The sequence below is a fragment of the Deinococcus sp. genome (assembly GCF_018260555.1).
Lineage (GTDB): Bacteria > Deinococcota > Deinococci > Deinococcales > Deinococcaceae > Deinococcus.
This window is the reverse complement of record NZ_JAGLBB010000002.1, coordinates 1-19,072: the sequence shown is the minus strand read 5'-3', so window position 1 is coordinate 19,072 and position 19,072 is coordinate 1. Positions and strand designations below refer to the sequence as shown.

General features: G+C 68.9%; 18 protein-coding genes and 4 tRNA genes. 8 read left to right on the top strand and 14 right to left on the bottom strand.

From position 1 onward, the window contains the following. Window positions 1-88: 88 nt before the first annotated feature. Window positions 89-1,012, bottom strand: coding sequence for a hypothetical protein (locus QZ271_RS00715; protein WP_291428037.1), 924 nt, complete (start codon window positions 1,010-1,012; stop codon window positions 89-91). Further along, entirely contained in the window at window positions 1,009-2,475 is a 1,467-nt protein-coding gene (locus tag QZ271_RS00710; RefSeq protein WP_291428035.1) for a glycogen synthase, read from the bottom strand. Before QZ271_RS00710 ends, QZ271_RS00715 begins: the two co-directional genes overlap by 4 nt. Window positions 2,476-2,584: 109 nt before the next feature. On the opposite strand from QZ271_RS00710, the gene QZ271_RS00705 reads away from it, so the two are divergent. Together QZ271_RS00705 and QZ271_RS00700 are read left to right on the top strand one after the other, a co-directional pair. After that, window positions 2,585-2,660 (top strand) — tRNA-Ile (locus tag QZ271_RS00705). 7 nt (window positions 2,661-2,667) lie between these two features. Beyond that, window positions 2,668-2,742, top strand: a tRNA-Val gene (locus tag QZ271_RS00700). A 94-nt stretch (window positions 2,743-2,836) separates the two neighbouring features. On the opposite strand, the gene QZ271_RS00695 is transcribed toward QZ271_RS00700, so the two are convergent. Next, entirely contained in the window at window positions 2,837-3,046 is a 210-nt protein-coding gene (locus tag QZ271_RS00695) for a hypothetical protein (RefSeq protein ID WP_291428034.1), read from the bottom strand. Between the two features lie 131 nt (window positions 3,047-3,177). Here QZ271_RS00695 and QZ271_RS00690 point away from each other — a divergent pair, with 131 nt between their 5' ends. From QZ271_RS00690 to tmk, 5 genes are all read left to right on the top strand, one after another. Next, window positions 3,178-3,876 (top strand): TrmB family transcriptional regulator, encoded by a 699-nt coding sequence (locus QZ271_RS00690; protein ID WP_291428032.1) that lies wholly within the window; start codon window positions 3,178-3,180, stop codon window positions 3,874-3,876. A 76-nt stretch (window positions 3,877-3,952) separates the two neighbouring features. Continuing rightward, window positions 3,953-4,028: transfer RNA gene (locus QZ271_RS00685), tRNA-Ala, on the top strand. 35 nt (window positions 4,029-4,063) lie between these two features. Then, window positions 4,064-4,140: transfer RNA gene (locus tag QZ271_RS00680), tRNA-Met, on the top strand. 324 nt (window positions 4,141-4,464) lie between these two features. Continuing rightward, window positions 4,465-5,271: a Nif3-like dinuclear metal center hexameric protein gene (locus tag QZ271_RS00675; RefSeq protein WP_291428030.1), complete on the top strand. Its 807-nt coding sequence runs from the start codon at window positions 4,465-4,467 to the stop codon at window positions 5,269-5,271. Next, entirely contained in the window at window positions 5,268-5,915 is a 648-nt protein-coding gene (gene tmk, locus QZ271_RS00670) for a dTMP kinase (protein WP_291428029.1), read from the top strand. The genes QZ271_RS00675 and tmk overlap by 4 nt, the downstream gene beginning before the upstream one ends. A gap of 256 nt (window positions 5,916-6,171) precedes the next feature. Here the strand turns inward: tmk and QZ271_RS00665 are convergent, their stop codons facing one another. From QZ271_RS00665 to gnd, 6 genes are all read right to left on the bottom strand, one after another. Beyond that, window positions 6,172-7,050, bottom strand: coding sequence for a glutaminyl-peptide cyclotransferase (locus QZ271_RS00665; RefSeq protein ID WP_291428028.1), 879 nt, complete (start codon window positions 7,048-7,050; stop codon window positions 6,172-6,174). 258 nt (window positions 7,051-7,308) lie between these two features. Next, window positions 7,309-8,412, bottom strand: a complete 1,104-nt coding sequence (gene queG / locus QZ271_RS00660) for a tRNA epoxyqueuosine(34) reductase QueG (RefSeq protein WP_291428027.1) — start codon at window positions 8,410-8,412, stop codon at window positions 7,309-7,311. Window positions 8,413-8,612: 200 nt separating this feature from the next. Continuing rightward, entirely contained in the window at window positions 8,613-9,299 is a 687-nt protein-coding gene (gene pgl, locus QZ271_RS00655) for a 6-phosphogluconolactonase (RefSeq protein ID WP_291428026.1), read from the bottom strand. After that, window positions 9,296-10,249, bottom strand: a complete 954-nt coding sequence (locus tag QZ271_RS00650) for a glucose-6-phosphate dehydrogenase assembly protein OpcA (protein ID WP_291428024.1) — start codon at window positions 10,247-10,249, stop codon at window positions 9,296-9,298. The genes pgl and QZ271_RS00650 overlap by 4 nt, the downstream gene beginning before the upstream one ends. A gap of 82 nt (window positions 10,250-10,331) precedes the next feature. Next, entirely contained in the window at window positions 10,332-12,134 is a 1,803-nt protein-coding gene (gene zwf, locus QZ271_RS00645; protein WP_291428022.1) for a glucose-6-phosphate dehydrogenase, read from the bottom strand. Then, complete coding sequence (gene gnd / locus QZ271_RS00640; protein WP_291428019.1) at window positions 12,131-13,240, bottom strand: phosphogluconate dehydrogenase (NAD(+)-dependent, decarboxylating); 1,110 nt, start codon at window positions 13,238-13,240, stop codon at window positions 12,131-12,133. Before gnd ends, zwf begins: the two co-directional genes overlap by 4 nt. Window positions 13,241-13,565: 325 nt before the next feature. On the opposite strand from gnd, the gene mqnC reads away from it, so the two are divergent. Next, window positions 13,566-14,750, top strand: coding sequence for a cyclic dehypoxanthinyl futalosine synthase (gene mqnC, locus QZ271_RS00635; RefSeq protein WP_291428017.1), 1,185 nt, complete (start codon window positions 13,566-13,568; stop codon window positions 14,748-14,750). Window positions 14,751-14,879: 129 nt separating this feature from the next. Here mqnC and QZ271_RS00630 read toward each other — a convergent pair whose 3' ends face one another. The 5 genes from QZ271_RS00630 to QZ271_RS00610 form a co-directional block, all read right to left on the bottom strand. Next, window positions 14,880-15,137 carry a hypothetical protein gene (locus tag QZ271_RS00630; protein WP_291428016.1) on the bottom strand — a complete coding sequence of 86 codons (258 nt, stop codon included), beginning with the start codon at window positions 15,135-15,137 and terminating at the stop codon, window positions 14,880-14,882. Window positions 15,138-15,301: 164 nt separating this feature from the next. Then, window positions 15,302-15,892, bottom strand: a complete 591-nt coding sequence (locus QZ271_RS00625) for a YcjF family protein (protein WP_291428015.1) — start codon at window positions 15,890-15,892, stop codon at window positions 15,302-15,304. A gap of 204 nt (window positions 15,893-16,096) precedes the next feature. Next, window positions 16,097-17,566 (bottom strand): cysteine--tRNA ligase, encoded by a 1,470-nt coding sequence (cysS, locus tag QZ271_RS00620; protein ID WP_291428013.1) that lies wholly within the window; start codon window positions 17,564-17,566, stop codon window positions 16,097-16,099. A gap of 133 nt (window positions 17,567-17,699) precedes the next feature. Continuing rightward, window positions 17,700-18,446, bottom strand: coding sequence for a LysR family transcriptional regulator substrate-binding protein (locus QZ271_RS00615; protein WP_291428011.1), 747 nt, complete (start codon window positions 18,444-18,446; stop codon window positions 17,700-17,702). Window positions 18,447-18,569: 123 nt separating this feature from the next. After that, a partial coding sequence (locus QZ271_RS00610; RefSeq protein ID WP_291428009.1) for an IS5 family transposase occupies window positions 18,570-19,072 on the bottom strand: 503 nt, incomplete at its 5' end.

Sequence of the window (19,072 nt, the reverse complement as noted above, 5' to 3'; positions counted from 1 at the left end):
GCGCATCAGCCGGAGCGTCACTGTGCCCGCCGACAACGCCTCTTACCGCTCCTCTCACGGCCCGGCGGCTCCTACGGCGAGGCGGCTCCTACGGCGAGGCGAGAATGGGTGTCTCGTCGGCCACGTGCAGGCCCAGGCGCAGATCGTGCGCGAGTTCCTCGGCCGTGTCTCCCCACGAGTCCACGCTCAGGCGCGTGATTCCGGCGGCCCGCAGGCGCGCGTTCACGCTGTTCAGGAGCGCGGCGCGCAGGTTGGTGTGCCGCCACGCGACCGCCACGCCCGGCGAGTCCAGGCGGCCCAGACCCTCCTCGATGGCGGCCCGGCAGATGCCGATTGCGCGCCCCTGGTCGTCCAGGGCCACGTGACTCAGGTGCGAGTCGAAGCCCCCAGCGCCGTCCTGCGCCGCTTCCGGCAGGGCCGCGTGGTGCCCCACGCGGTCCTCGACGGTGTGCAGGGCTTCCAGCCGCGCGGCCTCGCTGATCTCGGCCAGGGGGCGCAGGGTCACGCCGTCTGGGGGGTCCACGTGCCGGTACGGTACCCGGCCTTCCAGGCGGCGGTACGCGCCCACCTCACGGAACCCCGCCTGCACGAGCGCCTCCGGCGGGAACAGGTGCCCCTCGGCGAAGGCGTACACGCGGCCCACCTCCTGCCACGCGGCGCGGGCCAGGGCGGCCGCCACCTCCGCGCGGCGCGGCCCGGCGAACACGCCGCCGACCAGTTCGGACCCGTGCGCCGGGCTGGGGCGGGTACCGACCGCGCCCAGCACCACCTCCCGTTTCCCGGCCTCTGCGGGCTCCGAGTCCGGTTGGGGGACCAGCCCGGCCGACAGGGTGTCGTCGGGCGTGACCTGCTCCTCGAACGCCACCCAGGCTTGCGTGCAGGCCTGCGCCATCCACGCGACCGCCTCGCGGGGAACCCCGTACAGCGCCGCCAGGATCAGCTCCAGTTGCTCACTGGCCATGGGTTCCACCTGCACGGGACTGCCGGGAAAGTCCAGGACTTCGCCGCTCACGCCGGGGCTCCGGTCTGCTCGGGCGGGACGTTCAGACCAGTCAGGCGGGCCAGGGGGGTGCTCATGACCCGGGCGTACAGGCCCAGGTACGAGCGGGCCGGGGCGTCCCAGCTGAAGCTCAGGGCCATGGCCCGCTCCACGCGCGCCGCCCAGTCCGCCCGTTCCCCGAAGGCCACGAACGCCTCCCGGCACGCGGTGCTCAGGTCCGCCGCCGTCGCCTGCTCGAACGTGAAGCCCACGTCGCCCGGCACGGTATCCACCAGCCCCCCGGTCAGGCGTACGACCGGCAGCGTGCCGTAGCGCATGGCGATCATCTGCGACAGGCCGCACGGTTCAAAGCGGCTGGGCATGGCAAAGGCATCGGCCCCGGCGTAGATGCGGTGCGCCAGAGGCTCGTTCATGCCCTGCGCGAACACCACCCGCGGGTGCGCCGCCCACTCCTGCAGGGCCGCCTCCAGCGCCGGGTCACCGCCGCCCAGCACAACCACGTTCCAGTCCTGCACGAGTTGCGGCAGCGCCCCGATCAGCAGGTCCATACCCTTTTGCTCGGCCAGTCGGCTGACACTCGCCAGGATCGGCGCGCCGTCCAGCCCGAACTCCGCGCGCAGCGCCGCCACTGCCGCCCCCTTCCCGGCCGCCTCCGAGAACGACGGCACGTCCTGATCGGTGCGCGGGTCCCAGCGCTCCTGATCCAGTCCGTTCAGAATCCCGCTCAGGCGACCCTGGGTCTTCAGGCGGGACATCAGGCCCTCCAGTCCCTCCCCGAAGGCCTGCGTGGTGATCTCGCGGGCGTACGTGGGACTGACGGTCGTCACCTGCGACGCGAACACCAGCCCCGCTTTCATCAGGTTCACGTCCCCGTGAAATTCCAGTCCCTCGGAGGTCAGGGCCCAGTCGGGCAGGCCCGTCCAGGGCGCGCCGTCCGCCAGGTTCCAGCGGCCCTGGTACTGAAGGTTATGCACGCTGAACACCCCCCTCACGCCCGCCAACCGTGCGCGCGCCACGACCAGCCCCGCCTGCCAGTCATGCCCGTGCAGGACGTCCGGCACGACCCCCAGCTTCGCCAGGACTGGGAGGACCGCCCGCCCGAACTGACTGAAGCGCCACACGTCGTCCGGGTGATACAGGCCCGGCCGGTCAAAGCACGGCAGGCCCACAAACACGAAGCGCACCCCGCCGCGCCGAACCTGACCCACCCGCACCGGTGGCAGCACGGGCACGCCCGGCCCAGACAAGTCCGGCCCCGACGTGTCCGGCCCCGACGTGTCCGGCCCCGACATGTCCGGTAGCGTGCCACTCCACACCTCGGTCACCTCATCCGGCACGTCCGCGTACCAGGGCGACACGACCGTCACCTCCGCCCCCAGGCGGGCCTGCACCACGGGCAGCGCCCCCAGCACATCACCCAGCCCACCGGACCGCGAGAACGGGAACACCTCGGACGCCACGTGCACGACTTGCATACCCCGCACTGTACCTGCCAGACCCACCCGATCCCCACAGTTTGACAATGCACACCCCCGTTGCTACACTTCCCCTCGCCTGAACGACGGGCACGGCGCAGGTGCCTGAGGGCTCTTAGCTCAACGGTCAGAGCAGTCGGCTCATAACCGATTGGTTGCCGGTTCAAATCCGGCAGGGCCCACCAGCACTCCGGGCGGTTAGCTCAGTGGTAGAGCATTCGCTTCACACGCGAAGGGTCGTAGGTTCAAATCCTATACCGCCCACCAGAACAGAAAAACACCCCGCTCAGGCGGGGCTTTTTCATGTTAAGCGCACCCTCTGTTTCTACCGGGGCAGCGGAGAAGGGGCGCACCACTGATCTCATTTCATCCCGGCATTCCAAGTCTGCTTGACGGCCTCCATGCGGCCCAGCGCCTCCAGCCAGTCGGCCTCGTTCACGCTGTCCAGCGGCTGCCCATCAAAACGCTCGGCCAGCACGCCGCGCATGGCCTCGGCCTCCAGCAGGCTGGCGCCCTGACGGCCCAGGCGTTCCAGAATCGGTTCCAGACTCATTGAGTGGCTGATGATCATGACCCTACCGTAGCGCCGCGCCGCCACCCCCCAGGTGAAACGGGTCTCTGCGTGACCTTCATCTGGCCCGCTCAGCTGACTGCTCTCAGGCGCGCCTGCCCCGCTCCCCGCATCCCGTATGCTGAGCAGCGATGAGCGCCGTGATCCACCTGCAAGCGCTCGGGCTGACGGAGTACGAAGCCCGGGCCTACACCGCCCTCCTGGCCCTCGGGCGCGCCGTGCCCGCACGCGTGGCCCGGCAGGCCGGCATTCCCCGGCCCAAGATCTACGAGACGCTCGAACGCCTCGAAGGGCGCGGCCTGGCCGCCAAGGTCGGGCAGAATCCACTGGAGTACGCGCCGCTCAGTGCCCGCGAGTACCTGGCCCGCGCCCGCCGCTCCTTCGACGACCGCCTCGGCGCGCTCGACCGTGACCTGTCCCGCCTCGCGCCGGACCCCGCCCCGGAAGCCGTGTACCACCTGCACGGCGAGGCCGCCATCCGCAGTCTGTGCGAGGACCTGACCCTCAACGCCCGCCGTAGCCTGCACATGGCCGGCGAGACGGGCTTCGCCGAGCGACTCGAACGCCTCACCCCACGCGGCGTCGAACTGCACCGCACTGCCCTCGACCACGTGCCCGGCATCGCCGCGCACGGCCAGCGGGCGTTCCTGCTCGCCCGCGACGGCGAGGCCGCCCTGATCGCCCACTTTATAGAAGACGACGGCGTGGGCGAGGCGCACGGCGTGCACACGCACAACCCCGTCATCATTCACCTGATCGAAGGGTACGTGCAGCTCGCCGCGCATCACCCCGGCCAGCCCGCCAACCCGGGCGGCGCGGGCACCCCCTGACCCCCCGCGCCTGTTGACAGGCCAGAAGGCCACTGTTAATCTATCTGAGCCTCAAAAGGGGCCAGTGGGAAAAAGCGGGGCTGTGGCGCAGTTGGGAGCGCGTCTGAATGGCATTCAGAAGGTCAGGGGTTCGAATCCCCTCAGCTCCACCAGAGAACGTCCCCGCCCCAGGGCGGGGTTTTTTCAAGGCGATGTAGCTCAGCTGGTTAGAGCGAACGACTCATAATCGTTAGGTCCCCGGTTCAAGTCCGGGCATCGCCACCAAACACAAGAATCCTCGTCCTGGACGGGGATTCGTCGTTTTTACGCGGTTCAATGAACAGTGGTCGGGTGCGTCGGGCGGGTGTTACCAGTCAGACGGATTCCGAGTGATTCGGTGCTGTTCTGAATCAATCCGAGCGGATGCGAGTGGGAACAAGATACGGATTGGGCGGTATGGAGCCGCAGGCAGCACTTTTCCGACTGTGCCGCGGTGGAGCGGAATCCGTATCAGACGAGCTCCAATGGAATGGTTTACCCCATCCGCCTGGCGGCAACAGCAACTCTGGCTGGCATCCAGGCACGGCCTTCACGCCTAGAATGACGCTCATGACGGACGTTTCCCCCAGCATCCCCCCCACCCCTCTGACGCGCGGCGAGGTTCCGCGTGACGTGCTCGTGGCGTGGCTTGACCGGTACCTGAACGTGGGCGTGTACCCGGACCCCAGCCTGAATGGCCTGCAGATCAGCGGGACCGACGTGATCCGCCGCGTGGCCGTCAGCGTGGACACCAGCCTGAAAACACTGCAGCACGCAGCTGATAGCGGCGCGGACCTGCTGATCGCCCATCATGGCCTGTTCTGGGGGCAGCCGCTCCCCGTGACCGGCCCGCACCGCGACCGCCTGCGCACGGCGATCATGGCCGACCTGAACCTGTACGTGTCCCACATTCCGCTCGACGCCCACCCGGAAGTCGGGAATAACGCCATGATCGCCCGGGCCCTGACCCTGCAACACCTGCGCCCTTTCGGGGACTGGCAGGGGCACAAGATCGGGCTGGCCGGCGAACTGCCCATCGAGCAGACCTTGCAGGACTTCGCGGACCGCGTGCAGAAACTTACCGGCGAGATCTGCCTCGTGCACGGCGGCGGCCTGTCTCCCACCGTCCATCGTCTGGGCGTGCTGAGTGGTGGCGGCGCCGGCAGTGTCGCCGAGGCGGCCGAGATGGGCCTGGACACCCTACTGACCGGTGAACCCGAACACAAGCACTTCCATGACGCCTTCGAGTACGGCGTGAACGTCGTGTACGCCGGACACTACGAGACAGAGGTGTTCGGCGTGCGCGCCCTGGCCGCGCGACTGGAAGACGAGTTCGGGCTGGCGTGGCAGTTCCTGCACCACCCCACCGGCCTGTGACCCACCACCCCCGGAGCGCCGCGCCCACCCCCGGACTGTTCATCTCGCTGGAAGGGCCGGAAGGGGCCGGGAAAAGTACACAACTGGCCCGCCTGGCTGCGCAGCTGCAAGCCCACGGACGGGCGCACACGGTGACCCGCGAACCCGGCGGCACCCCACTGGGTCAGCGGGTGCGCGAGGTGCTGCTCGACCCGTCCCTGACCATCGATCCCCTGCCGGAATTCCTGCTGTACTCGGCCAGCCGCGCCCAGCTGGTCCGCAGCACGGTCCGTCCGGCCCTGGAGCGCGGCGAGGTCGTCATCTGCGACCGCTATGCCGACTCCAGCCTCGCGTACCAGGGCGGCGGGCGCGGCCTGAATACCGATCTGCTGGGGCAGATCACGCGCGAGGCGACCGGCGGCCTCACGCCGCACCTGACGGTCCTGCTTGACCTGGACCCGGCCGTGGGCCTGGAACGCGCCGCCCGCCGGGGTCAACCCGACCGGCTGGAACAGGCTGACCTGAACTTTCACCGCCGGGTCCGGCAGGCGTTCCTGACCCTGGCAGCCAGCGAACCGGCCCGCTTCCTGATCCTGGACGCCACGCAGGACGAGGACACCCTGGCAGACCTGATCTGGCAGGCCGCCCAGGCCCGCCTCCCCTGACCCGGAGTGTGGGTTGATACGGATTCCGATTGATTCGCTGCAGTCCCGAATTAATCCGAGCGGACGCGAGGAGGAACACCAGGCGCCCCTTCGCGGTATGGAGCCGTAGTCCGTCTGACAGGTGACCGGAACCGTCCCATCTGGGTCCGGATGACACCACCCCGCCTAAACTCACGCGCCACCACCGGCTTGCAGTGCGGTGGCGGCGCCCCTCAGGTGGGATGGTCAGCGGCAGAGGTGTGTGGGTCCGTCGCGTTCAGGGGCGGGGGGCGGCGCGGCCACCCACGCCGGGGTCGACTTTCACGCCCGGCACCTTCACCTCGAACAGGGTGCCCCAGCGTTTGCCGGTCAGCAGCAGCGTGCCGCGCTCCGGGACGAACGCGATCCCGTTTGGCACGTCGTCGAAGGTGAGGGGACGCCCGGCCTGCGCCGCTTCCCGGCTGACCTCGCGGGTGAGGGCGGACACGTCGATCCAGGCGGTGACCTTCCCGGTCTGCGCGTCGATCCGCGCGATCCGGTCGGTCAGCCACACGTTCGCGTACACGCTGCCCTGCACGTACTCCAGTTCGTTCAGGTTCTTCACGGCCTGCGCCTGATCCGTGACGCGCACGGTCCGGACGCTCCGGAAGGTTTTCGGGTCGCGCCAGACCAGCGCGGACGTGCCGTTACTCATGATCAGGTTCTTTCCGTCGTGCGTGAGGCCCCAGCCCTCCCCGCCGTACCGGAAGCGGCCCGTTTCCTTCAGGGTGGCCGCGTCGAACGCGAAGGCCAGGCCTGCCTGCCAGGTCAGGTGGTACGCGGTCGAGCCCAGCACGGTCACGCCCTCACCGAACGCCGTGGCGAGCGGAGTGGCGACCTGGAGCTCCGGCTTCCCGGTTTTCAGGTCGGTGCGCCGCACGCCGGAACGCCCGGTCTCTCCGGTGCTTTCCATGTACCGTCCGCCGCCCAGGTACTGCAACCCCTCGGTGAAGGCCGCGCGGTCGTGCGGGTAGCGGGCCGTGACGACCGGCGCGATGACTGGTACGGTGACCGGCGTGACCGTCTGGGTCGCCGGGGTCAGCGCGCTCTGGGCTACGGCCGGGCCCCCCGCAGCCAGCAGCAAGCAGGAACACAGGAGAAGGGGACGGGCGCGCACGCACTCATGGTAGACCGTGGCGGCCCGCAGAACTTCATGCTTTCTGCACAGGACCCGCCGGGCGTCGCTGGGCGCCCTCCGGGACGCTGCCGCGAGCAGGCGCCTCTGGACTGTCATCGGTCGGGAGCGTGTCCTCGTCGCTTGGTACCGATGGTTGTCTGGCTTGTTCGCATCCCGCCCCTGCGCTGGACTGCCCACTCCACGCCCGGCACCCGCGTTGGTCGTACTCGCTGGGCGGCGCCGCTCTGCGGGCTCGGTTCAGGTTTCTCCCAGGACGGCCGCCGCGCCCTCACGCACGGTCTGGTGGGGGTCGTTCAGCAGTGGGCGCACGCGGGCCACCTCGCCCCACTGGCCCAGCGCCCAGGCGGCCGCCTCGCGCACCTCCCAGGCGGGGTCCTGCGCGCCGTCCAGCAGCAGCGGCCAGCCCTGCGGCGCGCGGGTGTTGCCCAGGACGGTCAGGGCGTTGCGGGCCATGCCCTTGCGGCGGGGGCGCAGGAACGCTGTGCCCGCCCACTGCCGCTCGAATTCACGCTCGCTGACTCCGAAAAACCGGCTCAGGTCCGGGTGTGCCAGTTGTGGGTCGGGGCGCAGCAGCCTCGCCAGCGGCCCGGCCTTCACGGTCCACGGGCAGACCTCGCTGCACACGTCGCAGCCGAACAGCCAGTCGCCCACCCCCCGCCGCAGGTCGCGGGGCACGGGCCCACGGTGTTCGATGGTCAGGTACGACACGCAGCGGCGCGCGTCGATGGCCCGGTCCGGGCCAATGGCGCCGGTCGGGCAGGCGCTCACGCAGCGCAGGCAGCGGCCACAGCGGTCCGGGTGCGCCGCGCCGCTCTCTGCGGCAGGCAGGTCGGTCAGGACGACCGCCAGGGTCACGAACGCCCCCAGGCCCGTGTTGATGGTCATGCCGGACCGGCCACGCCAGCCCAGCCCCGCACCGGCGGCGAACAGCCGCTCCATGACCGGCCCGTGATCCACGTACCCGCGCGCCCGCACACCCAGCGCGGCCGCCTCCTGCTCCAGCCGGGACAGGACCGGCTGCAACTGATCATGGTAGTCCGGCGTCCAGGCGTAGCGTGCCACGCGCCCGGCCCGCACGCCCCCGGGCGGCACGAGCGGCGGCCCGAAAGCGTGCGACACACCCAGCACCAGCACGCTGCCCACGCCCGGCAGCCGCTGGGCAGGGTCGGCCCGCACCGGCAACTGGCGTTCCAGGTAGGTCATGCCCGCGTGCCGTCCGGCATCCAGCCACGACTGGTATTCCCCGACGGCGGCGGCGGGCACTGTGGCGGCCGCCCAGCCGACCGCGTCGGCACCCAGTGACAGGGCCAGTTCGGACAGCTGGTCGGCCGCGCGGCTCACGTGGACTCCGATTGAACGCTGCGCAAGAACCGTTCAATCCGGGCGGCTGTATGAACCTGGGCGATTGTATGAACACGGACGAATATGAGCAGGCGCGCAGCTGGATTCCGGGCCACGACCGGAACAGGCGGAATCCGTATCACGGGGCGCAGTATGCCCCGAAAGCAGCCCGGCCAATCGTGGCAGGTGACTGGAGCAGATTAGCTGAGCTGAGCGGCGGCCGCCTCGTCCAGAAACCAGACTGGGCTGGTCACGCGGCCGACCGGGTGGTTGCCCTGGCCGCGCTGCACCTCGGCCATCACGCCGGCCTTGCCCGCGCCCGTAACGAGCAGCCAGCGCTGACGCGCCGCGTTGATCTCGGGAAACGTGAAGGTCAGGCGCTCGGTGCCGAGTTTCGGCACGCGGTTCGCGGCGACGCGGCCCGCGGCGTTCAGGGCGTCCGTGCCGGGGAACAGACTGGCGGTATGCCCGTCGTCGCCCATGCCCAGCAGAACCACGTCCAGTTGGGCGGGCAGCGCCTGCGCGTAGGCCCGGGCGGCCTGCTCAAGCGGCCGGACCTCGCCCTGCAGGCGGTGCACCTGCTCGCGGGGCACCGGCACGTGCCGCAGCAGTTCCTCGTGCGCCAGCCGGTAGTTGCTGTCCGGGCTGTCCGGCCCGACCGCGCGCTCGTCGCTGAAGTACACGTGCGTGGCTTCCCAGGGCACGCCGGGCAGGCCACGCAGTTCGGCGTACATCAGCTTCGGGGTGCTGCCGCCCGACAGCGCCACGTGAAAGGCGCCCCGCGCCGCGACCGCCTCGCGCGCCGCGTGCATCAGCGCGTGCGCGGCCTCCTGGGCCGTCGCCTGCGGGGTGGGGGAGACGCGGCGGTCCGTCAGCGGCCCACTCACAGGGTTTCCTTGGCGAGTGCCCAGGCGTGCTCGAAGACCTCGCCGCGTTCCGGCCGGGCCATCACGCGCGCCAGTCCGTCGGCCAGCGTCATGGCGGGAACCGGGACTTCCGACTCGCGGTTCACGCCGTCCCAGCGGCACTCCAGACTGACCACGTCGCTGTGGGCGCTGCCGCTGGCACTCAGGGCGAAGCGCACGCCGTCGCCCAGCAGTTCCACGCCGCACAGGTCGCCGTTCTCGCGCCCGCAACGGCCCGAACGGAACTCCACGTTCTTCAGGTTCGTCCAGCCCAGTGTGCTGGCAACGAACCCCGCGTACAGCCGCGCTGGCAGGTCCTTCTTCCCGGCGTGCCGCACGACCAGCCGGTCGATGTTCGGCAGTTGCCGCGCGGCGTCGGGGCTGTCGAACACCTGCGCCAGCGCCTCACGCCACGGGGCCGAGCGGCTCCAGCCCAGGTCCGCCAGCGCGTAGTGCCGGGAGGGCGGCATGTCCAGCGTCAGGCTGTCCACGATCACCTGATCGGCCAGGTCCGTCAGTTCGGCCAGCAGTGTCCCGCCGGGACGGCTGTCCGCGCCCCACCACACGTGGTTCACGGTGGCCGGGCGGATCAGCGGCAGGATCGCGCCCTGAAGCTGCTCGGCGCTGGCTTCCAGCGTCAGGCGCTCCACGTACAGCCCGCCGCGCTGAGGAACGAGGCTGGCGTGCACGGTCAGGTCGTCCGTGCCGTCCATCACGCCGATGATCTGCCGCCCCGCGTACCGGCCCTCGAGGCCCGCCAGGGCTTCCTGCACACGCCGCAGATGCTTTTTGACGGTCAGGGCGATGATGTTGCCGGTGTACGCGCGGGTCTCGACGCTCGTCTGCACCCACAATTCGTCCAGCGTGACCTGGGCCTTGCGGACGGTGGTGTCCACCGGGCCCAGCGGTTTCAGGTCCGTGCCGTCCGTCATGGCTGGTCTCCGGCCGGGCGGCCGGTCGTCGGGTAGTTGGAGCTCTGGAAGGCCGTCACCTGCTGTGCGGGGTATGGGCTGTTCACAGGCGCCGCCAGCGGCGGTCTGCGCCCATCAGTTCGTCGGCCTCGTCGGGACCCCAGGTGCCGGACGGGTAGTTCGGGAAGTCCGGCCCCTTCTCGCGGCGACCCGGTTCGGCCTCCCACACGTTCAGGATACCGCTCACGATCTGCCACGCCAGGTCCACCTCGTCCTCGCGGGGGAACAGGGTCGCGTCGCCCAGCATGGCGTCGAGCAGCAGGCGCGAGTACGGGCTTTCGAGTTGCGCGCCGAACGCGTCGTAGCGGAAGTCCATGACCACCTCGCGCAGCACCATCTCCTGCCCCGGCGTCTTGGAGCTGAACTTGAGGCTCACGCCCTCGTCCGGCTGGATGCGGAAGGCCAGCACGTTGCGTTCCAGACCGCCGGGGAAGATTCCCAGCGGCGGGCGCTTGAACACCACGGCGATCTCCGTGACCTTCTTCGGCAGCCGCTTCCCGGTCCGCAGGAAGAACGGCACGCCCTGCCAGCGCCAGTTATCCACTTCCAGTTTCACGGCCACGTAGGTGGGCGTGACGCTGCGTGCTTTCACGTTCGGTTCCTCACGGTAACCCGGCACCTTCTCGCCGTACATGGTGCCCGGCCCGTACTGCCCGCGCACCGCGACCGACTTCACGCGGCCCGAGGGGATCTCCTTGACGGCGCGCAGCACCTTAACCTTCTCGTCGCGGATGGCGTCCGCGTCGAAAGCGGCCGGGGGTTCCATGGCCGTCAGCGCGAACAGCTGCATCAGGTGATTCTGAAGCATGTCGCGCACCACGCCCGCCTCCTCGTAGTACCCGGCGCGCCCTTCCAGGCCCAGGTCCTCGCTGGCGGTGATCTGCACGTGATCCACGTAGCCACGGTTCCAGAGCGGCTCGAAGATGGCGTTCCCGAAGCGGATCGCCATCAGGTTCTGCACGGTTTCCTTGCCCAGGTAATGGTCGATGCGGTACACCTGCGACTCGTCCCAGACCCTGTGGATGGCGTCGTTCAGCGCGCGGGCGCTCGTCAGGTCCCGTCCGAAGGGTTTCTCGATCACCAGCCGCCGCCAGCCCTCGCTCTGATCCGCCAGTCCCAGGCGGCCCAGGCCGTTACTGATCGGCTCGAACAGGCTGGGAGGGGTGCTCAGGTAGAACAGCGCGTTCTTGCGGCCGCCGTGCGCTTCCTCGGCCCGGTCGAGTTCCTTGCCGACCAGATCGTACACCTCATCCCCGCCGAAATCGCCGTACTCGTAGTACAGCAGATCCCGGAATTTCTCCAGGCTGCCGGGCTGAATGGTGTCGGTCTCCTTGCTTTCCCTGAGCGCCGCGACCGCGTAGTCCTTGAAAGCCTCGTCCGTCATCTCCTGACGGCCCACGCCCACGATATTGAAAGCACTTCCCAGCAGGCCGTCTTGCCACAGGCCGAACACGGCGGGCAGCAGCTTGCGGCGCGACAGGTCGCCCGTCGCGCCGAAAATCACCAGCGTGGCGGGTTCCGGCGCGCGGTTGCGGCGCATCAGCGCCCGGAAGGGATTCTGACCGTCGTGACCGGGCGCCGCGCTCCGCTTGCCCTTGCGGGGCGTGGAGGTCTGCGCGGTCTTCACGCTGGCCCGGCGCTTGGCGGGAGCGGCCTGCGCCACGCCCACCGTGCGCGCCGCGAGGTCGGTCTCCACGTTCGCCTGAACGTTGCCCTTCTCCTTGGTCTTCGCGTCAGCCTTCACGGTACTGGCCTTGCCCGCTGTCTTCGCCGCCTTGCCCGCCGCTTTTTTGGCCCCGCTCTTGCTGGCGGCCTTGTTGCCCGCAGGTTTGTTGGGGGCGCTCATTCGTCGCCTTTCACGCGCTGCTGACCGGTCTCACCGAGCTGCTCGGCGACGCTGCCGCTGCCGCCGCCCTGGCCGATGTTGGCGGGCGCGGCGGCGCTGGGGTCCTGACCGGCCTGCACTTCCGGCACCAGCCCCTCCTGACGGGGCGTTTCGATGGTCTTGACCGCGTGACCGCCGAAAGCGCGGCGCATGGCCGAGAGCATCTGCCCGGCGTAACTGACGTCCTGCTGGCTGCGAAAACGCATCTGCGTGGCCAGCGTGATGACCGGCGTGGGCACGCCCAGTTCGATCGAGTCGATGATCGTCCAGCGGCCCTCGCCGCTATCGGCCACGTAATCCGACAGGGCCTCGAACTCGGCCTTGTTCTGCAACGCCTCGGCCGTCAGGTCCAGCAGCCACGAACGCACGACGCTGCCGTGACGCCACAACTCAGCGATCTGCGCCATGTCCAGGTTAAAGCCCTGGTGGGCTTTCATCAGCTCGAAGCCCTCGGCGTAGGCCTGCATCATGCCGTACTCGATGCCGTTGTGCACCATTTTCACGTAGTGGCCGCTGCCAGCAGGTCCCATGCGGCCCCAGCCTCGGTCCGCGCCGGGCGCGAGCACCTCGAACACGGGCCGCAGGCGCTCCACGGCTTCCTCGGTCCCGCCGATCATCATGGCGTACCCTTCCTGAAGGCCCCACACGCCACCCGAAGTGCCGACATCTACAAAGTGAATGCCGAGCGCAGCGAGCGTCTCGGCGCGGCTGACGCTGTCTTTGTAGTTGCTGTTGCCGCCGTCAATGATGATGTCACCCGGTGCCAGGCGCCCCGCGAGGTCGTCGATGACGCTCTGGGTGATCTTCCCGGCAGGGACCATCAGCCACACGGCGCGCGACCCGCTCTCGCCCAGCGACGCGATCAGTTCGTCCATGCTGCGAGCGCCCCGGGCGCCCTGCGCCTCGATGTGCGCGACGCTGTCCTCGCTGCGGTCAAATCCCGTGACCTCGATGCCGCCGCGCGTGAGTCGCAGGACCATGTTGCCGCCCATCTTGCCGAGTCCAATCATGCCGATCTTCATTGCGTGACCTCCCGCCGTCCGGAACCGATTCCAGTTCGGCTTCACCGCACGCCACTATACGACCCGGGCCCGCACCCCCCCGCCCGTCTTCCGGTCGCGCGCCACCCGGTCGCGGGTACGGCGATCAGGCCGTGGATTCCGGTGGCCGTCACCCAGGAACCCATCTGGAACCGGGTAAAGGCACTGGGCACATGGAAGGGACTCTGGTGAAACGGAGTGCCCCCCCCTCAATCCGGGCGGACGGCAGTGGGATCGGGGCAGCCGGCGCACCTGCACTTCACCGGGTGCTCCTACGACTGATCCGGGCGGCCCCCCGGACCCTGTGCCAAGAGAGACCAATGCCCGCCGCCCCCGGTGCTACCGTACCCTCATGACCGCCACCGTCCCCACCGGAACAGCCCTGCTCGACCGGGCCGCGCAGGGTGAGCGCCTGCACCATGCCGAAATCGAGGCGCTGTACGCCCTGCCGCTACCCGACGTGGCCGCCGCCGCGCACCACCTGCGCCTGGCGCGCCGCGACCCGCGCACCGTGTCGTTCCTGATTGACCGGAACATCAATTACACCAACATCTGCAACGTCGGGTGCAACTTCTGCGCCTTCTACCGCACGCCCCGCCAGAAAGACAGTTACACCCTGGATTACGAGCAGATCAGCCACAAGATCCGGGAACTCGAGGCGGTGGGCGGCACGCGCATCCTGTTGCAGGGCGGCGTGAACCCTGCGCTGGGCCTGGACTACTACACGGGTCTGCTACGCCACGTGAAAGCCAACCACCCCACCATCCGGATCGACGCCTTCTCGCCCGAGGAGGTGCTGTTCATGGAAAGGACCTTCGGGCACACCCTGGAGGCCCTGCTGGACATCCTGATCGGGGCCGGACTGGACGGCCTGCCCGGCGCGGGCGGCGAGATTCTGGAAGACGAGGTGCGCGCCAGGGCCGCGCCCGCCCGCATCCGCAGCGAGGACTGGTTCCGGATCATAGACGCCGCGCAGCGCAAGGGGCTGTACACCATCGCCACCATGGTCATCGGTTTCGGGGAGACGTACGCGCAGCGCGCCAGTCACCTTCTGAAAATCCGTGACCAGCAGGACAAGGCGAAGCGCGAGTACGGCGGAAACGGCTTTTCAGGCTTTGCGATGTGGACCCTTCAGACCGAACACACCCGCCTGCACGGCAAGGCGCCGGGCGCGACCGCTCACGAGTACCTGCAACAACTCGCCATTGCCCGCATCGCGCTCGACAACGTGCCGAACATTCAGGCCTCGTGGCCCGCGCAGGGCTTCAAGGTCGCCCAGTCCGCGCTGTACTACGGCGCGAACGACCTGGGCAGCACCATGCTCGAGGAGAACGTCGTCTCGGCGGCCGGTGGGCACGGGCGGCACAACGCGACCGTGCGCGAACTGATCCGTATTGCCGTGGACGCCGGATTCGATCCCGCCATCCGCAACAGCCGCTTCGAGATCATCGAGCGCCCCGACGTAACTGCCATCCTGGCGCGCGGCGACACCAACCCGGAAGCCAGCCGGGCCGTCGGTGCCTCCGCCGCCCGCTGACCTCCGAACAGAGGCACGCACCTGCCGGAGCGGGGTGCGTGCCTCTCTCGTTTCTCATTTTGTGCGGTGTCGCTGGGTCCTGTCTGCCGTCTTCACACGGCCCGGGGCATGCCGAGCGCGCCGCTCCGGTCAGGCGGCGCCAGGGTAACGGCACTCGGCGTCCACGCGCACCTGCCGCTCTATGTCGTTCAGGGTCGCGTCGTACAGGTCGCCGGTCACGCGGGGCAGCAGCGCCAGTTCCAGCGCCGCATCCTTGAGTGTCTCGTGCAGGCTGCGGTGCTGCCAGCCCGGCCCCTCGGCTTCCAGACGAACGCGGCCGGCTGCGGTGAGGATTCTCACGCGGCCAGCGTCCAGCCGCGTATCGCTGAAATGACGGGGAACATTCATGCCCTCAGCATACGCAGGGAGTCTGACGCGCACATCCGCCAAAGTAAGGAGGCCTTCACCCACAAAGTTTCGTTCACATCCCGGCGCAGTCCCGGGATGTGAACGAAACTGGTAGGAACCGCCGCAGTGGCCCGGCGCTCAGGGCGGGGTGACTCTCCTTCCGCTTACTGCGGCTTATTCCGGTCTGGGCCGTTCTGATCCGCTGCCTTCTGCTCGGCGCGGCGGCGCAGTTCGGCGGCCAGGTCCGTGAAATCCTGCGCGCCTGGGAGGATCCGGCGGGAATCCTGCTTGGCTTCCTGCACGACCCTCACCTGCTGCTCGCGCGAGGATGGTAGGCCCAGCGAGCGCCGCTCGAAGTAATTCTGTGCCAGTCGGCCCAGCGCGAACGTCCAGCCATACACGGCGGGCGCGGTGATCAGGCCGCCGATCACAGGGAGCGCCAGTTTCGCCAGTCCGCGCATCACCTGCCGCGCCGCGAACCCGTACGCGAAGGTCACGCCGAGTTCCTGCGCGATCTCGCGGGCACGTTCGCTACTGACATCGAAGCCGTAGATCTTGCCGATGTGCAGGACCATCTTGGCCTGCACCGGCGAGATCAGCAGCATGTCCGCGAAGGGAATGGGTTCCACGGCAATCGCGCCAGACAGCAGCGCGGCACTCTTGATGACTTCCTCGACGTTCTCCCCACGGCTCAGGGCCGGGTCCACATCGAAATTAAAATTATCCAGCACCTGTTTCACGAGCGGCGGCAGCATAGCCCCGAGTGTAACGCCGGCACCTGTGAGCGCGTGAAGCCTGCCTTCACCTTCCCTGCACGCCCCCGCCGTGCTCAGCCTGCGCCCGCACAGACGGGGTGACGGTAGGGAAAAGGGCAAGCGTAGGGGGAGGTCGCGTGTGTGGCCCAACCATTCCGTCAAGTGGTGTACCAGTGGTGCGGGCGGCGGGGCCGCAGATTTCTCTCAGCGTTTCCAGCGCACGCCGTCCTTGGTGTCCTCGACGGTCACGCCCACGCGGGTCAGGGTGTCGCGCAGTTCGTCGGCCTCGGCGTACTGCTTGTTCAGGCGGTAGCTCTGACGGGCCTTCAGGACCAGGTCCATCAGCGCGCCGACCACCTGCGAATCGTCGCTCTGGGCGGGGGCCGCGCCGCCCGCGAACAGGCCCAGCACGTCGCCGCCCAGGTCGCGGTAAGCGGCGCGGGCGCGTTCCAGCGTGCCCTGCGGGACAGGGCCGGCGGCCAGCGCGGCGTTCAGGTCGGTGGTCAGGCCGAACAGCGCCGCGACCGCCCTGGGCGTGTTGAAATCGTCGCGCAGGGCGTCCTCGAAGGTCTGCACGTGCGCGGCGATCTTCGCGTCCAGCTCGGCGTGCTGCCCTTCGGGGGCGCCGGGCAGGCGGCGCTCGGTCTCGTGCAGGGCCGCTTCCAGGCGGCGGTACCCGCTGCGGGCGGATTCGAAGGCCGCGTCACCGAACTCCGTGACGCTGCGGTAGTGACTGCCAACGAGCAGGAAGCGCACCACCATCGGGTCATGCTGGGCGAGCACGTCCTGAATGGTCAGGAAGTTGCCTTTGCTCTTGCTCATCTTCTCGCCGCCGATGGTCAGCATGTTGTTGTGCATCCAGTACCGCGCAAAGGCGTGCCCGGCGGCCTCGGCCTGCGCGATCTCGGCCTCGTGATGCGGGAATTGCAGGTCCAGGCCGCCCCCGTGAATGTCGAAGCCTTCGCCCAGGTACTTGAGGCTCATGGCCGAGCATTCAATGTGCCACCCCGGAAAGCCCACGCCCCACGGCGACTCCCAGCGCATGATGTGCCCCGCTTCCGCCCGTTTCCACAGTGCGAAGTCACGCGGGTCGCGTTTCTCGTCGCGCACCGCCTCGCGCGTGCCTTCCTCCTGATCGTCGAGTCGCCGCCCCGACAGCTTGCCGTACTGGGGCCAGGACCGCACGTCGAAGTACACGCTGCCCGCCGAGGCGTACGCGTGGCCCCGCTCGATCAGTTCCGCGATCAGCGCGATCTGCTCGGTGATGTGCCCGGTCGCGCGCGGGTTGATGCTGGGCTTCAGGACGTTCAGGGCCTCCATGTCACGCATGAACGACCAGAAGTACTTATCGGCGACCTCCATGGGCTCCAGTTGCTCCAGGCGGGCGCGGGCCAGCATCTTGTCCTCGCCGTCATCAGAGTCGTTCTGAAGGTGCCCCACGTCCGTGATGTTCGCCACGTACCGCACCTGATACCCGAAGTGCGTGAACGCCCGGCGGATCACGTCGAACGCCACTTCCTTCTTCGCGTGGCCCAGGTGCGCGTCGCTGTACACGGTCGGGCCGCACAGGTACATGCCCACCCGGCCAGGCGTGGTCGGCTCGAACGTCACCTTCTGGCGGGTCAGGGTGTCATACAGCACGATGTTCGGATCGGGAAGGCGGCGCTTGGTCATCAGGTCTCCTGTGAAACTGCGGGGCAGGGGCGGAAAGCAAAAAAAGACCACGCCACACTCGGGAGAGGGGCGCGGTCACGGACGCTGGGCTGCGTGGGCCGCTAGGGAAGGCAACACAGGGTCGTCATGCGCTTCAATGTAGCAGAGAAGGTCTGCCCGGCAGGGCCGACACTCGCTCCGGTGCCCCCGGCCCGCGCAGCGCTTCCAGCAGCGCGTCCGTAAACGCGCGCAGGACCGGCAGGTTCGCGCGGTGCGGCAGCGTGGCCAGCGCCAGCGGCCGCAGTAGCGGCTCGGGCATCGGGAGGGCCACCAGCCCGGAAGGGAGTGGAGTCAGCGCCAGCCGGGGCATCACGCTGACACCCAGCCCGTGCGCCACCATGCCCAGAATCACGCTGTCATCCGCGATCTCCGTTACGCTCTCCGGCTGCACCCCGCAGCGCCGCAGGTAGCTCCTCACGCGCGGGGTGCAGGTGCCCAGTGTCAGCAGCAGCGGCCCCATCAGGTCCTCCAGCGTGACGGGGTGAGCGCCGCGCCGTGCGGGCGCGACGAACAGATACTCGTCCAGCAGCAACGGCGTCAGGCGCAGGTCCAGGCAGCCCTCCTCAATGACGATCGCGACGTCCGCCTGCCCGCGCCGCACGAGCACCTCGCCACCACCCACGGCCTCCCCGTCAAGCAGATGCACCGTCACGCCCGGATGCCGCGCCCGGAACGCCGCCAGGGCCGGCGGCAGCAGGTGCGTGGCCGTCGAACGAAACGACGCCACGCGCAGCGTGCCGCGCAGTTGCGTGGCCTCCTGCGCGGCCAGCAGCGCGTCGCCCGCCGCCTGCACCGCCGCGCGCGCGTGCACGAGCATCCGCTCGCCCGCCGGGGTGGGCACCGTGCCGCCCCGCCCCCGGCGGAGCAGCGGCTGCCCGGCCAGCGCCTCGAGCTTGCCGACCGCCTCGTTCAGGGTTGACTGATACGGACTCCGATTGAATGGGCTGCAAAGACCATTCAGAGCCTATCCGGAAAATGTGCGGATTGGAGCGACAGGAGCTAACTTGCGCCAGATGATGAGGCAGGACGCCAGTTCGACGAACCCCAGATAAAGCTCCTGCCGCTTGTCCCAGCGCGTCAGAATGCGACGGAACCGATTGAACCAACTATGCCCGACCTCTACGACCCACCGCCGAGGGGGATGACGGTCTGGATCGCTCGGTGCAGGGAGGGGCTCCTGTTTCGTCGCTCTCTTCGGAATATGCGCGACTAGCCCTTCCATCTCAGCCAATGCACGACACGCCCGCGTGTCGTACCCACGGTCCAGAAGCAGATGACGCTGTTCCTCATCCTCCGGATGAGGAACAGCGACTACGACAGCATCCAGAACGTCCATCAGCATCTTGCTGTCATGCCGGTTCGCTCCAGACAGCACCACGGCGAGTGGAATCCCTTTGGCATCCGTCAGCAGCGTGCGTTTACAGCCTGCTTTGCCTCGGTCGGTGGGATTGCTGCCCGTCGCTTCGG

Coding starts and splice junctions, on each gene's coding strand:
- QZ271_RS00710 (WP_291428035.1), bottom strand. CDS start 2,475: ATGCAAGTCGTGCACGTGGCGTCCGAGGTGTTCCCGTTCTCGCGGTCC.
- QZ271_RS00695 (WP_291428034.1), bottom strand. CDS start 3,046: ATGATCATCAGCCACTCAATGAGTCTGGAACCGATTCTGGAACGCCTG.
- QZ271_RS00690 (WP_291428032.1), top strand. CDS start 3,178: ATGAGCGCCGTGATCCACCTGCAAGCGCTCGGGCTGACGGAGTACGAA.
- QZ271_RS00675 (WP_291428030.1), top strand. CDS start 4,465: ATGACGGACGTTTCCCCCAGCATCCCCCCCACCCCTCTGACGCGCGGC.
- QZ271_RS00650 (WP_291428024.1), bottom strand. CDS start 10,249: ATGACGGACGGCACGGACCTGAAACCGCTGGGCCCGGTGGACACCACC.
- zwf (WP_291428022.1), bottom strand. CDS start 12,134: ATGAGCGCCCCCAACAAACCTGCGGGCAACAAGGCCGCCAGCAAGAGC.
- mqnC (WP_291428017.1), top strand. CDS start 13,566: ATGACCGCCACCGTCCCCACCGGAACAGCCCTGCTCGACCGGGCCGCG.
- QZ271_RS00630 (WP_291428016.1), bottom strand. CDS start 15,137: ATGAATGTTCCCCGTCATTTCAGCGATACGCGGCTGGACGCTGGCCGC.
- QZ271_RS00625 (WP_291428015.1), bottom strand. CDS start 15,892: ATGCTGCCGCCGCTCGTGAAACAGGTGCTGGATAATTTTAATTTCGAT.
- cysS (WP_291428013.1), bottom strand. CDS start 17,566: ATGACCAAGCGCCGCCTTCCCGATCCGAACATCGTGCTGTATGACACC.